Source organism: Streptomyces viridosporus T7A, from assembly GCF_008704515.1.
Lineage (GTDB): Bacteria > Actinomycetota > Actinomycetes > Streptomycetales > Streptomycetaceae > Streptomyces > Streptomyces viridosporus.
The window spans coordinates 5,276,254-5,290,274 of the sequence record NZ_CP023700.1; the positions used below are offsets into that span (position 1 = coordinate 5,276,254).

Genomic DNA, 14,021 nt, shown 5'->3' on the forward strand with positions numbered 1-14,021 from the left:
GGCTAACGGCAGTACTGCGCCTCCTTGCCGATGGAGCGGTACATGCAGTCCGCGTTCTCCAGCAGTTGGAGCACCGCGTCCCGGTTGCGGGAGGTCTCCCGCTCGATGACCTCGTCGGGCGGGTAGAAACCGCCGCCCGAGGACGACCTCGGGTACATCTCGAAGGTGTAGCCGAAGATCTTGTGGGTGCCCCACAGGTAGTCGTCGATCGACCCGTCGGTGATGTACAGGTCGCTGGACTGCTGGGGCGTGTAGCCGTTGCTCGCGGCCATCTTCCGGCCGACCGCCTGGAACGCGGCGTTGTCGTCGGCCGTCATCCCGGTCGTGGTGTCGGAGTAGGTGTAGCCGAACGGCCACAGCACCAGCTCGCTGTAGGTGTGGAAGTCGATGCCGGCCTTGATCTGCTGCACCCCGCCGACGACCCGGCTGCGCACGAAGTCGGCGACGACCTTCACCTCGGGCGCGGACTCCGGGGCGGAACCCCGGTAGGTCTCGGAGGACGTGGAGCCCGAGGAGCCGCCGCAGCAGCCCCAGCGGTAGTTCCAGTTGCGGTTCAGGTCGGTCCCGACGTACGACGAACCGGAGTTGGGCTGGCGGTTCTTGCGCCACGAGCGGTAGGAGCCGGTGGCGATGTCGTACTCGCCGCCGTCCGGGTTGAGGTCCGGGACGATCCAGATCTCCCGGTTGTTGACCAGGTTGGTGATCCGGGAGTCGCTGCCGTACCCCGCGCCGAGCTCGCGCAGCAGGTACAGCGCCATCTCCACGGTCAGGTGCTCGCGGGCGTGCTGGTGGTGGGTGAACAGGACCTCCGGCTCGTTCTCGTCCGTGGCCACGTTGTCGCTGACCTTGATGGCGACGATGTCCCGGCCCTGGTAGGACTTCCCGATCACCCGCTTGCTCATGATGCCCGGGTACGCCGCCAGCCGCTGGTCGATCTCCGCGTTCATCTCGGCGTAGTTGTGGTAGCGGGAGTCGGCCGAGGGGAAGTCGAACAGGCGCAGTCCGTCGGCGGCGGACGAGCGGTCGGGAGCGGCGCCCAACGGCGTGACGTCGTAGCCCTGTTGCCGCAGCGTACGGATCTGGTCCGCGCGTCCGGAGACGACGACGGTCTCCTCGTCGGCCTCGTCCACGGTGACCCCGGACCGCTGGATCGCCGTGCGGGTGACGGGAGTCGTGTGCCGGTGGATCTCGTACTGGCGGATGTCGTCGGCCGAGGGGGCCGGCGGGGCCGCGCTGTCTGCGGTGGCGTCGGTCGCCGTCGCGGACAGGGGTGCGGCGAGGGCGAGGGCGAGGAGGGCGGCGAGCGCGGCGTACCGTCTGCCGCGTGTGCGGAGTCGCATGAAGTCTCCTTGTAGGAGGTGGGGTTGTTCAGGCGACGTGCGTGGTGCGGTGCCGTCATGGTCAGTGCATGACATGATCAGGTCAAGAAGGCGTCCCGATGGGGCGCCCGGGCACGCCCCCGCATCCTCCTCGATCCGGTGCATCCCGTGAAGATCCCCGCACGCCTCCTTGTCCGGCCGGTGCCCGTCCGCTTTCTTGACCCCATGACGGACACCACGGGCAACACCCAGGACACCGGAGCACCCCTCGCACCCGGCTCCCGACCCCGCAAGTCCAGTTGGAAGTACATCGGCCCCGGCATCGTCGTCGCCGCGACCGGCGTGGGCGCCGGCGACCTGGTCGCCACCCTCATCGCGGGCAGCAACTTCGGCTACACCCTCCTGTGGGCGGCGATCGTCGGCTGCCTGGTGAAGATCTCCCTCGCCGAGGCGGCCGGCCGCTGGCACCTGGCCACCGGCCGCACGCTGTTCGACGGCTGGGCGAGCCTCGGCCGCTGGACGACGTACTTCTTCGGCGTCTACGTCGTCGTCTGGGGCTTCGTCTACGGCGCGGCGGCGATGTCGTCCAGCGCCCTGCCGCTCCAGGCGCTCTTCCCGGGCGTGATGGACCTCGAATGGTGGGGCATCGCCTGCGCCCTGGTGGGCCTGGTCTTCGTCTGGTTCAACCAGTACGCGGTCTTCGAGAAGGTCATGACGGTCCTGGTGGGCGTCATGTTCGTGGTCACCGTCTACCTGGCGGTCCGCGTCGTCCCGAACCTCGGCGACGCCTTCGCCGGACTGCTCCCCGTGCTGCCCGACGAGAAGGACTCGATCCTCAACACCCTCGGCCTGATCGGCGGCGTGGGCGGCACCATCACGCTCGCCGCCTACGGCTACTGGGTCAACGCCAAGGGCTGGACGAACACCGGGTGGATGAAGGTCATGCGGCTGGACAACCGCGTCGCCTACCTCACCACCGGCGTCTTCGTGATCGCCATGCTCGTCGTCGGCGCCGAACTCCTCCACTCCGCGAACATCGCCCTCGCCGGCGGCGACCGGGGCCTGGTGCAGCTCGGCGACATCCTGGAGGAGGAGTACGGCACGGCGACGGCCACGTTCTTCCTGATCGGCTTCTTCGCCACCTCCTTCACCTCGCTGATCGGCGTCTGGCACGGCGTCAGCCTGATGTTCACCGACTTCGTGACGCGGGGACGGAAGCGGGCGGCCCCCTCCAGGGGCGAGGAGATCGCCTCCGGCGCGCGGGAGAAGTCCTGGCCGTTCCGCGCCTACCTGCTGTGGCTGACCTTCCCGCCCATGATCCTGCTCTTCGCGGGCCAGCCCTTCCGCCTGGTCATCGTCTACGGCGTCCTGGGCGCCGCCTTCATGCCCTTCCTCGCCCTCACCCTGATCCGGCTCCTCAACTCCGACCGCACCCCCCGCGACTGGCGCAACGGCATCCTCAGCAACGTCATGCTGGCCCTGGCGGGCCTGCTGTTCCTGGTCCTGTGCGTCAAGCAGATCTGGGACCAGCCGTGGTCGGAGTTCTTCTGACGTCCCGGTGATCGTGATGCACCGGAGCGGGACGACGTTCCCCCGGCTCCCGTCGCACGGGACGACGCGGCCGGAGCCCTGGCGGACCTTCCCCGGGCCGCGGGCCGGCCCTCGTCGCATGACGCCGGTCACCGCGGCCGTCCTCCTGCGCGAGAGGCGTGCCGGAAGCGCCCGGTGACGACGCCACCGCCCCTGCCCACGGCGTCGTGGACAGGGGCGGTGCCGGGTGGTCCGGGGGCTACGGCAGCGCGTGGACGTGCGGGCCCACCGCGTTGGACCAGGCGTTGCCCGCCGTCGCGTCCCAGTTGGTGGACCAGGTCATCGCGCCCCGCAGGTCCGGGTACGTCTTCGACGGCTTGAAGGTGCCGCAGTGGGTGCCCCGCGTCAGGCAGTCCAGGGCGTTGTTCACCACGGTCGGGGAGACGTAGCCGCTGCCCGCGCCGCGGGTCGAGGCCGGCAGGCCCAGGCCGACCTGGGACGGGTCGAGACCGCCCTCCAGCTGGATGCAGGCCAGCGCGGTCAGGAAGTCCACCGAGCCCTGGCTGTAGACCTTGCCGTCGCAGCCCAGCATGGAACCACTGTTGTAGTACTGCATGTTGACGACCGTGAGGATGTCCTTCACGTTCAGCGCGGTCCGGAAGTAGGAGTTGGACGTCGACTGCATGTCGATGGTCTGCGGGGCCATGGTCAGGATCATCGAGGGGCCCGCCTTCGCGGACAGCGCCCGCAGCGCCTGCGTCATGTAGGTCGCGTTGAGGCCGTTCTCCAGGTCGATGTCGACGCCGTCGAAGCCGTACTCCTGCATCAGCGCGTACACGGAGTTCGCGAAGGCCGTCGCCGAGGCGGAGTCGTTCACCGACACGGTGCCCTTCTCGCCGCCGACCGAGATGATGACCTTCTTCCCGGCCGCCTGCTTGGCCCGGACGTCCGCCTTGAACTGGTCGACGGTGTAGCCGTTCAGCCCGGCGGTGTCCAGGTTGAAGGTGACCGCTCCGGGCGTGCCGGTCGCGTCCGCGAAGGAGACCGCGATGATGTCGTACTGGGCGGAGACGTCGGAGATCCGCTGCACCGCCGCGCCGTTGTTGAAGTTCTGCCAGTAACCGGTCACCGCGTGCCGGGGCAGGCCGTCGCCCCCGCCGCTGTTCTCCTTCGTCCGGGCCGTCACCGCCGCCGACTTCGGCGACTCTCCCGCCGCGTTGGTCGCGGCGACCTGGAAGGAGTACGAGGTGGAGGCCGCCAGTCCGGTCACCGTGGCCGACGTGCCCGACACGGCCGTCACCTTCGTGCCGTCGCGGTAGACGGTGTACCCCGTCGCCCCGGACACCGGGTTCCACGCCAGGGAGACCGACGAGGACGTCGTGCCGGAGACGCCGAGACCGCCCGGCGTGCCCGGGACCGTGGGCTCCTGGTCACCGCCGCCGCCCCCGTCGGGACCGAACACCGACAGGTCGTCCGCGTAGTAGGCGGCCTGGCCGTACCAGCCGTGGGTGTAGACCGTCACGGAGGTGGTGGAGGAGCCGGTGGTGAAGCTCGTGGAGAGCTGCTTCCAGCCGGTGGAGTCCGGGGTCCAGGTGGAGACGTCCGTCGTGCCGGTGCCGGTCACGCCCAGGTAGGCGTAGCCGCCCTGCACCCAGGCGCTCAGCCGGTACGTGGAGCCGGGCTTCACCTTGACGGTCTGGCTGCAGCGGGCGTTGTCCTGCCCGGACGGCGTCGCCTTGAGCGCGGCCGTACCGCCGTGCACGGGGGAGGAGACGGTCGTCCCGCTGTTCGCCGAACAGGTCCAGTCGCTCAGGCCCGCCTCGAAACCGGCGTTCCTGGCGTTGTTGACGTCCGCGGCGGACGCCTGGCCCGCGCCGGCGAAGGTGAGGGCGAGGGCGGAGACGAGGGCTCCGGCCCAGATGCGTCTGCTGCGTCGGGGCGTACCCGGTACGCGGTCCACTGGGGCCTCCGGTGGGGGAGATGGGGAGGAGAAAGGGAGGAGAAGCAGAGGGGAAGCGACGGTGGCCACCGTTGGACGTACAAGGTGGTCCAGACCAATCCTCTTGTCAATGGTCCGGACCGACACCGGTCCGATATCGATCGCCGCCGACTCCCGCTCCCCGGCTTCCACTTGCCGGTTCCGGCTCCCTGCCCTCGCTTCCCGTCGCCCGCTTCCCGGTCTCCTTCACCCGGTGGCGCCGCGGGGCGGGGTCGAGCGTCAAGGCGATGCGCGGGACTCACACCTCCGGGCCCGGATCGAGACCGACGAGATGCTCAACCTGTCCCGTTATGGAGCGTCTTGTGCCACAGGAGTTCCCGTTCGGCTGCCCAAACGCTGTTCTCCGGTCACAGACCCGTGGATACAGTGCTGAGGTAGTCACGCAGTGAAGTCACCTGGGTGCACCGGGGTAACGCCCGATGGGCCGACGGGGCATGGGGAGAACGGGGAGCTGCGCTGTGCCAACCGCCATTGCCGTGACCAGCGCCGACATGGCGCTGCCGCCACAGGACGAACGGACCCTGCCCGCCGTGGTGCTGCGGGACGTCGACACCCGCCCGCTCGGGCAGGTGCTGGCCGACCTCCAGATGCTGATCGAGCAGTACGGCCACGTCATCGTGGTCTGCTCGCAGGCCACCCCCACCGCCGTCCGGCGGCGGCTGCACACCCTGCGCTCCCTGCTGGAGAGTGACCGGATCGCGCTCTTCCGCCCCGACCTCCCCCCGCTCGGCATCGCCGTCCTGGCCCGCCAGTTGCGGCAGCTGGCCTCCTGCGACCTCACCCCCGGCGTCCTCGCCTCGGCCGGACGCCTGCTGGTCCACTACCTCCACGCCGGGGCGCTGCTGGGCTCGGTCGCCCGCCTCGACCGCGTCCCGGTGAACCTCAAGCAGCACGCCAAGTCCTGGATGCCCGGGAGCCAGTTCGCCGTCCTCGCCCACCCGCAGCCCCAACTCGTCCGCCTCGGCCCCGACACCGCGCTCGACGGACCGGAGTTCGGCACCTGGATGCTGGTCGCCAAGGGCCAGCTCCAGTCCGACTGGGTCACCGGCACCCTGGCGCCGTCCTGGAAGGTCCAGGGGCTGCGCGAGGCACCGCTTCCGGCCGAATCCCCGGGCTGGTGGGGGACCGGCAGACTGATCGAGTTCTGCACCTACCTGCCCGACCTCTCCGTCCTCTACCAGCTGGTCACGTCCGTACGCCGCACCACCTGCCACTGGTGCGGCATCGACGTCATCGGCGACCGGTGCGTGTTCTGTTCGGCCACGCCGCCCGGCCAGGAGAACCCGCACCGGCCGCGGCCCGAGAACCGCGCGGCCGTCGGGTGAGTCCTGACCCACGGGGCGCTCCGGGGGACTCCGGCCGCCCCGGGCTCCCCGTCCCGGCCCGCCCGCGCCGCCCGGCCCGCGCGTCCCGCTCGACCCGTTCGGCCCACCGCTCACCGCCCCTGGCCCCGCCCGCCCGATCCCGCTCGACCGATCCCCCGATGAGGTTGCACGGTTCATGAACTCCCGTCAGCGCCGCGGCGTGATACTCCTGCTCCTGTCGGTCCTGTGCGCCCTCGGCGCGTTCGCCGGCGTGCTGTCCGTCATCAACGACGTGAAGTCCAAGGTGGGCCCCGAGGTCACCGCGTACCGGCTGAAAACGAACGTGGCGCCCTACAGCGCCCTCAGCGCGGGCCAGTTCGAGAAGATCAAGATGCCCGAGCGGTGGCTGTCCGAGAACGCGGTCACCGATCTGCGCGAGATCCGGGGCAAGATCGCCGTGACCACCCTGCGCGAGGGCTCCCTGCTGCAGAGCGACATGGTCGTGGACCAGCCCGCCCTGCAGCCGGGACAGCAGGAGGTCGCCATCATGATCGACGCGGCGACCGGCGTCGCCGGCAAGATCACGCCGGGCTCGACGGTCAACGTCTACGCCACCTTCGAGGGAGAGCGCGAGGGCGCCGCCGCCCAGTCCAAGATCATCGTGACGAACGCCAAGGTCCTGGACGTGGGCCGGCTCACCGCCCTCGAACCCGACGAGGAGGACCGCGGCCGCCGGCCCACCGACGCCGTCCCGATCACCTTCGCGCTGTCCACCATCGACGCGCAGCGCATCACCTACGCCGAGTCGTTCGCCCAGCGGGTCCGCCTCGCGCTGGTGGCGCCCGGCGGCGACACCAGCGTCCCCGACTCGCAGCGGACGTACGAACTCGCGAAGGACAAGTGAGAGGCCCGCATGCCCACGAGGATCCTCCCGGCAGTCGGCGACGCGGACGCGGTCCGGTCCCTCACCACACTGCTCAGCCAGCTCCCGGACGCCGAGCCGGTGGCCCCGGTGGCCGACTCCACCCAGCTCGTGGACACCCTCACGCGCCTGGCCGCCGAGTCCGTCGACGAGCTGCCCGAGGTCGTGGTCGTGCACGAGCGGATCGGCCCCGTCCCCGCCCTGGAGCTGATCCGCGAGGTCGCCCTGCGCTTCCCGGCCGTCGGCGTCATCCTCGTCACCTCCGACGCGAGCCCCGGCCTCTTCCAGGCCGCCATGGACTACGGCGCCCGCGGACTGGTCGCCCTGCCGCTGAGCTACGAGGAGCTCGCCAGCCGCGTCCAGGCCGTCGCCCAGTGGTCGGCCGGGGTGCGCCGCCACCTCGGTGCGGGCAGCGACGTCTTCACCGGTGCCGGCGGCACGGTCGTCACGGTCAGCGGGGCCAAGGGCGGGGTGGGCGCCACCCTGACGGCCGTGCAACTCGCCCTCGCCGCCCAGGCGTCCGGACGCGCCACCGCCCTCGTCGACATGGACCTCCAGACCGGTGACATCGCCTCCTACCTGGACGTCCAGTTCCGCCGGTCCGTCGTCGACCTCGCCGCGATCACCGACATCTCCCCGCGCGTCCTGGCCGACGCGGTCTTCCGGCACGACACCGGCCTCGCGCTGCTGCTCGCTCCCGCCGAGGGCGAACGCGGCGAGGACGTCACCGACCGCGCCGCCCGCCAGATCGTCAGCACCCTGCGCTCCCGCTACGAGGTCGTCGTCATCGACTGCGGCGCCCAGCTCTCCGGGGCCGGCGCGGCGGCGGTCGAGATGGCCGACACGGCCCTGCTGGTCACCACCCCGGACGTGATCGCCGTACGGGGCGCCAAGCGGACGGTGCGGATGTGGGACCGGCTGCAGATCCGCAAGGCGGAGGAGACCACGGTGGTGGTCAACCGCCACACCCGGGCCACGGAGATCCAGCCCCCGCTCATCCAGCGGATCACCGGCACGGCGGTCGCGGCGACCGCGGTACCGGCCGGTTTCAAGGAACTGCAGGGAGTCGTGGACGCGGGCCGCGTCCACGAACTGGAGAGCAAGAGCGCGGTCAAGCAGGCCCTGTGGGGCCTGGCCGGCGAACTCGGCCTGGTCAAGGCCGCCGAGGGCGCCCACAAGGCGGGCCGGCTGCGCGGTGACTGGGGATCGGTGAGCTTCCGACGGCGCAGGGACGGAGGGGGATGAGGATGCGGGCCGCATTGTCTGCACGCGACCGTGACCGGGGCCAGGTCACCATCGAGTTCCTCGGCATGACACCGACGATCCTCGTGACGCTGGTGGTGCTGTGGCAACTCGTGCTGGTGGGATACACGTTCACGCTCGCGGGGAATGCTGCGGACGAGGCGGTGCGGGCGGGCACGGCGGCGACGCCGGGGGCCCGCCAGGGCGCCTGCCGGGAGGCCGGGCTGGACAAGCTGCCCGACGCGTGGGAGGGGGCCGCGACGGTGAACTGCTCGACGGCGGGCGGCTACGTCACGGCCGAGGTGCGGCTGAACGTGCCCGTCCTCTTCCCGGGCACGGCGAACTTCCCCTTCGAGGTGAAGGGCAGGGCCGGCGCGGTGGAGGAGGTGGACTGACATGTTTCATGACCATGAGCCCCGTGACCATGAGCCCCGTGACCGTGAGTCCCATGGCCGTGAACCCCGCGACCGTGGACCCCATGACCGTGGGCCTCGTGACCGTGGGTCCCACGTCCAGGAACGCCGGGACCGCGGGTGCCGGGACCGTGGGTGCCGGGACCGCGGGCAGGCCGCCCTCGAGTACCTGGGCTTCATCCCGGTCCTGATCATCGTCGCCATGGCGGCCGTCCAGCTCGGGCTGATCGCCTACACCGCCCAGCAGGCCGGCACCGCGGCCCGCGCCGGGGCGCGCAGCGCCTCGCTCGACCGGGGAGTCGGACCGGCCTGCGCCGCCGCCGTCAGCGACTGGCTGGCCGGAGGCACCTCCTGCGGAGCGGCGGAAGGAGGCGACGAGGTCACCGTCACCGCCACGGTCGACATCCCCTCGATCGTGCCGGGCTGGGACTTCGGCCCCGCCCGGAAGACCGCCACGATGCCGCTCGACCACTGACCGAGGAACGAGGAGCACCGGACCCATGAGCCTGCGGGCACGCATCAACTCCCCCGAGGAGACGGGTGGCCGGGGCGAGGACGGCCACCTGGTCGCCTCCTACCGCGCCAAGCTCCTCGAGGAGATCGACCTCGCGGAGATGAGCTCGCTGGCCGCCGCCGAGCGCCGGGCCAGGCTGGAACGCGTCCTCGGCCACATCATCAGCCGCGAGGGCCCGGTCCTGTCGACCGTGGAGCGCTCCCAGCTGATCCGCCGGGTCGTCGACGAGGCACTGGGCCTCGGCATCCTGGAACCGTTGCTGGAGGACGCCTCCATCACCGAGATCATGGTGAACGGCCCCGACGCGATCTTCGTGGAGCGCGGCGGCCGGGTGGAGCAGCTTCCGATGCGGTTCGCCTCCCACGACCAGCTCATGCAGACGATCGAGCGCATCGTCTCCACCGTCAACCGCCGCGTGGACGAGTCCAACCCGATGGTCGACGCCCGCCTGCCCTCCGGCGAGCGCGTCAACGTCATCATCCCGCCGCTGTCCCTGACCGGCGCCACCCTCACCATCCGCCGCTTCCCCCGCTCCTTCACCCTCCACGAACTCATCGGCCTCGGCTCGCTCGACGAGCCCATGCTGTACCTGCTGGCCGGGCTGGTGCAGGCGCGGTTCAACGTCATCGTCTCGGGCGCGACGGGCACCGGGAAGACGACCCTGCTCAACGCCCTCTCCGGCCTGATCCCCGAGGGCGAACGCATCATCACCATCGAGGACTCCGCCGAACTCCAGCTCCAGCAGCCGCACGTCGTCCGCCTGGAGTCCCGCCCGCCGAACGTCGAGGGCAAGGGCCGGGTCACCATCCGCGACCTGGTGCGCAACTCCCTGCGCATGCGCCCCGACCGCATCGTCGTCGGTGAGGTCCGCGGCGGCGAGTCGCTGGACATGCTCCAGGCGATGTCGACCGGCCACGACGGCTCCCTCGCCACCGTCCACGCCAACAGCGCCGAGGACGCGCTGATGCGCCTGCAGACCCTCGCCTCCATGTCCGACGTCGAGATCCCCTTCGCCGCGCTGCACGACCAGATCAACAGCGCCGTCGACGTGATCGTCCAGCTCACCCGCTTCGCCGACGGCGCCCGCCGCATCACCGAGATCGCCCTGCTGGAGAGCCACGGCGGCGAGCCGTACCGGCTGGCCACGGTCGCCCGCTTCCAGGCACAGCCGATGGCCGCCGACGGCCGCGTCCACGGCGCCTTCGCGTACCACCCGCTCCCGCGCCGCACCGCCGACCGCCTCTACATGGCGAGCCAGCCCATTCCCCAGGCCTTCGGCATCGCCCAGTCCGCCGACCAGCTCGCCACCCGAGAAGCCAGGTAGGAACCGTCCCCATGGATCTGCAGAACCTGATCACGCTGACCACCGGCATCGCACTGCTGACCTGCGTCCTCGCGGTCGTCGGCGTGCACTCCTACGCCACCGGCAGGGCACAGCGGCAGGCGCTGGTGGACCGGCTGACGGCCACCGGGCAGATCCCGATCGTCGGGCGCCGGCGCCACTTCCCCACCCTGGACCGCCGACTGCGCCGCACCACGTTCGGCAGGAAACTGGAGCTGCGCCTGGCGGCCACCGGCCTGGACGTCACCCCGGGGGAGTTCTTCGCCGCCATGCTCGCCGCGGTCGCCGGTCTCTGGCTCGTCGGCCAGGCGACCCTCGCCCCCTTCTTCGGCCCGATCGCCGGACTGCTCGGCATCTGGGCGGCCCTGCAGTTCCTCAACTGGCAGCGCCAGAAACGCATCGAGAAGTTCATCAACCAACTCCCCGAACTGGCCCGCATCCTGGCCAACGCCACCCAGGCCGGGCTGGCGCTCCGCACGGCCATCGGCATGGCCGCGGAGGAACTGGAGGCCCCGGCGGGCGAGGAACTGTCCAAGGTGGCCAACCAACTGGCGGTGGGCGCCTCGATGGACGACGCGCTGGGCGAACTCGCCGACCGCCTCCCCTCCCGGGAACTGGTCGTCCTGGTCACCACGCTGGTCCTGTCCAACCGTGCGGGCGGCCAGGTGGTGAGCGCCCTGCGCAACCTGACGGAGACCCTGGAGGAGCGCAAGGAGACCCGGCGTGAGGTCCGCACCCAGCTCTCCCAGGTGAGCATGACCTCGTACGCCGTCCCCGTCCTGGGCGTCGGCTCGCTCTTCCTGATGAACGGGGTGAAGGACGGCGCCCTGGAGCGCATGACCGGCTCCCCGGTCGGCCAGGCCGCGGTGATCATCGCCTTCGGCCTCTACGCCGTCGGCTTCGTCCTCATCCGCCGCCTGTCCCGCATCGACGTCTGAGCAGCCGGAACGGCAGAGGAGGAAGGGACCATGGGACTTCTGCTCGCCCTGCTGACGGGCCTCGGCGTCTGGGGCTTCTTCGCCGGCATCCGCATGTACCGGGCCGAGGCCAAGCTCCCCGGCGACCTCGCCCTCGCCCTGGAGGTCGGCGCCACCCGCACCGGCGCGGTCGACTCCCTGGTCGACCGCCTCGGCATGCGCTACGCCCCCGCCGTGCTGCGCCTCATGGGCCCCAAGCAGGTCGCCAAGTACCGCCGCAAGATCGACCTGGCGGGCAACCCCGGCGGCCTCACCCTCGACCGCTACGCCGCCCGCCGCGCGGTCTACGGCGCCCTCGGCGGCGTCGGCTTCCTGGTCTTCCTCCTGCGCGGCCAGCTCTTCGTGGCGCTGCTGCTGCTCGCCTTCGGGGCGTTCTGGACGGAGGTCGGCATCTGGTCGGCGATCCGCATCCGCAAGGACGTGATCGAGCGGACGCTGCCGGACTTCCTGGACGTGCTGGCGGTCGTGGTGAGCGCGGGACTCGGCTTCCGCCAGGCCCTGGACCGCGTGGCGTCGAAGTACGAGGGCCCGTGGGCGGACGAGCTGCGCATCACCCTGCGCCAGATGGACCTGGGCATGAGCCGCCGCCAGGCCTTCGCGGAACTCCGGCGCAGGAACGACTCGGAGCAGGTCGCCATGTTCGTCACGGCGCTCCAGCAGGGCGAGGAGCTCGGCGCCCCGATCGTCGACACCCTGGTGTCCCTGGCCAAGGACATGCGCCGCACGGACGCCCAGAACGCCCGCCGCAAGGCCGCCCGCGCGGTCCCCAAGGCCACCATGATGATCACCACGTTCATGGTCCCGGCCACGATGATCCTCCTCGGCGCCAGCCTGATCCTCGGCTCCGGCACCGACTTCGGCTCGATCACGGGCGAGTAGGACGGGGGCAGGGCGCCATGACGACGACCGGGGAACGCACGGGGGACCGCGCGGGGCTGCTCCGCCGACGCCCCAGGACGCCCGAGATCACCACCCCACCGGCGGGCACGGTCCTCCCCGCCCACGTCCGGACGGGCGCGACGGACATCCCGGTGACGTCGGCGACGCCGGTGCTGCCGCCGGGCTGGGAGGCGGCCGGCGGCGCCCGGCCCCCGCAGGGGCCGCCCGCCCCCGACGGCGAGAGCCGCACGGGTGGTGCGGCAGGGGACGGCACCCCGGCCGAAGGCCGGAACACCCCCCACGCACCCGCACCGGACGTCGACATCCAGATCAACGCCCTGCAGGCGCTGTGCCGGCAGGCGTTCGGCTTCCGGCTGGCGATGATCGCGATCGCCGCCCCCGCGGCGCTCCTCAACGCGAGCCCGGGCTGGGGCACCCGCCTGGTCGGCAGCGCGGTCGTGGTCACCTTCATGGCGTCCTACGTCCTCTTCCGGGACTGGGAACGCTTCGGCCCCCTCCTCCTGCGCCATCCCACGCTCCTCGCCGTGGACACCCTCTTCGGCGCCCTGCTCCTGGTCTCCGCGGGCCCGGACACCACCCTCGCCTACGTCAGCGTCTGCACCCCGCTCCTGGCGGGCCTGGTCTACGGCTGGCGGGGCGCGGCCGTCTTCGCCTCCCTCCAGGGCCTGATCCTGCTGCTGGTCTACGCGACCCTGGAGGACCCGCACGAGGGACTGGCCCAGACGCTGCTCCTGCCCGGCCTCTGCGTGGTCGCGGGCGCGGTCGGCTCCAGCCTGCGCAACCTGATGCTCCGCTTCGGCGCGGCGACCCAGGTCCTGACGGCGGTCCAGGCCCGCCTGGCCGTCACCGAGGCGGTCAGCGCGGAACGCGCCCGTCTGGCCCGGGAGATGCACGACTCGGTGGCGAAGACCCTGCACGGAGTCGCCCTGGCGGCGGACGGCCTGGCGGGCACGGCGGGCGCCCCGCACCTGGACCCCGCCCTGGTGAAGCAACAGGCGGAACTCGTCGCCCGCTCGGCCCGCCGCGCGGCGGCGGAATCCCGCGAACTCCTCGCCGACCTGCGCCGCGCATCGGACCCGGCGCAGGGCACGGACGTCCTGGTCGAGCTGGCGGCCCGCACCCGCGACTTCAGCGCCCGCACCGGCCTGCCGGCGGCCTACCGCCCGACCGGCGACCACGCGGTCCCTCCCGTCCCCCCGGCGGTGGCCCGCCAGCTCCTCACCATCGCCTCGGAAGCCATGGAGAACGCCCACCGGCACGCCGGGCCGACCCGGGTCGACGTGTGCGCGGGCGTCCACGGCGGCCTGCTCCGCATCAGCGTCCACGACGACGGCCGCGGCCTCCCGCCCGGCACGAACCTCGAACAACTCCGCCGCGCCGGCCACTTCGGCCTGCTCGGCATGGTCGAACGGGCGGCCTCCGTCGGCGCCCGCATCCGCATCGGCCGCGGCTCGCACACCCGGGGCACGGAGGTCCGGCTGGAACTCCCCCTGGCGGCCGTCACGGCACCCGGTCCCCCGGAGGCGACCCCATGAGCAAGCCGTACGCGTCCCCCCGTC

The 14,021-nt window shown here is 71.7% G+C and carries 11 protein-coding genes and 1 pseudogene; 10 read left to right on the forward strand and 2 right to left on the reverse strand.

The genetic code is table 11. The features are described 5' to 3' along the window. Positions 1-2 precede the first annotated feature (2 nt). The gene (locus tag CP969_RS24555) at positions 3-1,340 is read right to left on the reverse strand and encodes a M14 family metallopeptidase (RefSeq protein WP_004983953.1); all 1,338 of its coding nucleotides are present in this window, start codon (positions 1,338-1,340) and stop codon (positions 3-5) included. 204 nt (positions 1,341-1,544) lie between these two features. Here CP969_RS24555 and CP969_RS24560 point away from each other — a divergent pair, with 204 nt between their 5' ends. Beyond that, positions 1,545-2,870, forward strand: coding sequence for an Nramp family divalent metal transporter (locus CP969_RS24560; protein ID WP_016824808.1), 1,326 nt, complete (start codon positions 1,545-1,547; stop codon positions 2,868-2,870). 238 nt (positions 2,871-3,108) lie between these two features. On the opposite strand, the gene CP969_RS24565 is transcribed toward CP969_RS24560, so the two are convergent. After that, complete coding sequence (locus tag CP969_RS24565; protein WP_016824807.1) at positions 3,109-4,809, reverse strand: chitinase; 1,701 nt, start codon at positions 4,807-4,809, stop codon at positions 3,109-3,111. A gap of 458 nt (positions 4,810-5,267) precedes the next feature. Between CP969_RS24565 and CP969_RS24570 the strand changes: the two genes are divergently transcribed. The 9 genes and pseudogenes from CP969_RS24570 (at position 5,268) to CP969_RS24610 (ending at position 13,997) form a co-directional block, all read left to right on the forward strand. Continuing rightward, complete coding sequence (locus tag CP969_RS24570) at positions 5,268-6,173, forward strand: hypothetical protein (RefSeq protein WP_004983946.1); 906 nt, start codon at positions 5,268-5,270, stop codon at positions 6,171-6,173. A 175-nt stretch (positions 6,174-6,348) separates the two neighbouring features. Continuing rightward, positions 6,349-7,056, forward strand: a complete 708-nt coding sequence (gene cpaB / locus CP969_RS24575; protein ID WP_016824805.1) for a Flp pilus assembly protein CpaB — start codon at positions 6,349-6,351, stop codon at positions 7,054-7,056. A gap of 9 nt (positions 7,057-7,065) precedes the next feature. Continuing rightward, positions 7,066-8,319 carry a CpaE/TadZ family protein gene (locus tag CP969_RS24580; RefSeq protein WP_016824804.1) on the forward strand — a complete coding sequence of 418 codons (1,254 nt, stop codon included), beginning with the start codon at positions 7,066-7,068 and terminating at the stop codon, positions 8,317-8,319. Further along, a complete protein-coding gene (locus tag CP969_RS24585) occupies positions 8,316-8,711 on the forward strand; it encodes a hypothetical protein (protein ID WP_004983940.1) in 396 nt (131 codons plus the stop codon). The genes CP969_RS24580 and CP969_RS24585 overlap by 4 nt, the downstream gene beginning before the upstream one ends. Before the next feature lie 148 nt (positions 8,712-8,859). Beyond that, positions 8,860-9,204: pseudogene (locus CP969_RS33955) on the forward strand (TadE/TadG family type IV pilus assembly protein); the annotation flags it as partial. Between the two features lie 25 nt (positions 9,205-9,229). Beyond that, the gene (locus tag CP969_RS24595; RefSeq protein WP_004983934.1) at positions 9,230-10,567 is read left to right on the forward strand and encodes a CpaF family protein; all 1,338 of its coding nucleotides are present in this window, start codon (positions 9,230-9,232) and stop codon (positions 10,565-10,567) included. A gap of 11 nt (positions 10,568-10,578) precedes the next feature. Beyond that, positions 10,579-11,523 (forward strand): type II secretion system F family protein, encoded by a 945-nt coding sequence (locus CP969_RS24600; RefSeq protein ID WP_016824800.1) that lies wholly within the window; start codon positions 10,579-10,581, stop codon positions 11,521-11,523. Positions 11,524-11,553: 30 nt separating this feature from the next. After that, on the forward strand, positions 11,554-12,441 hold the full coding sequence (locus CP969_RS24605) for a DUF5936 domain-containing protein (RefSeq protein ID WP_016824799.1): 888 nt from the start codon (positions 11,554-11,556) through the stop codon (positions 12,439-12,441). A gap of 17 nt (positions 12,442-12,458) precedes the next feature. Further along, positions 12,459-13,997, forward strand: coding sequence for a sensor histidine kinase (locus CP969_RS24610; RefSeq protein ID WP_016824798.1), 1,539 nt, complete (start codon positions 12,459-12,461; stop codon positions 13,995-13,997). The last annotated feature ends 24 nt before the right edge of the window (positions 13,998-14,021 follow it).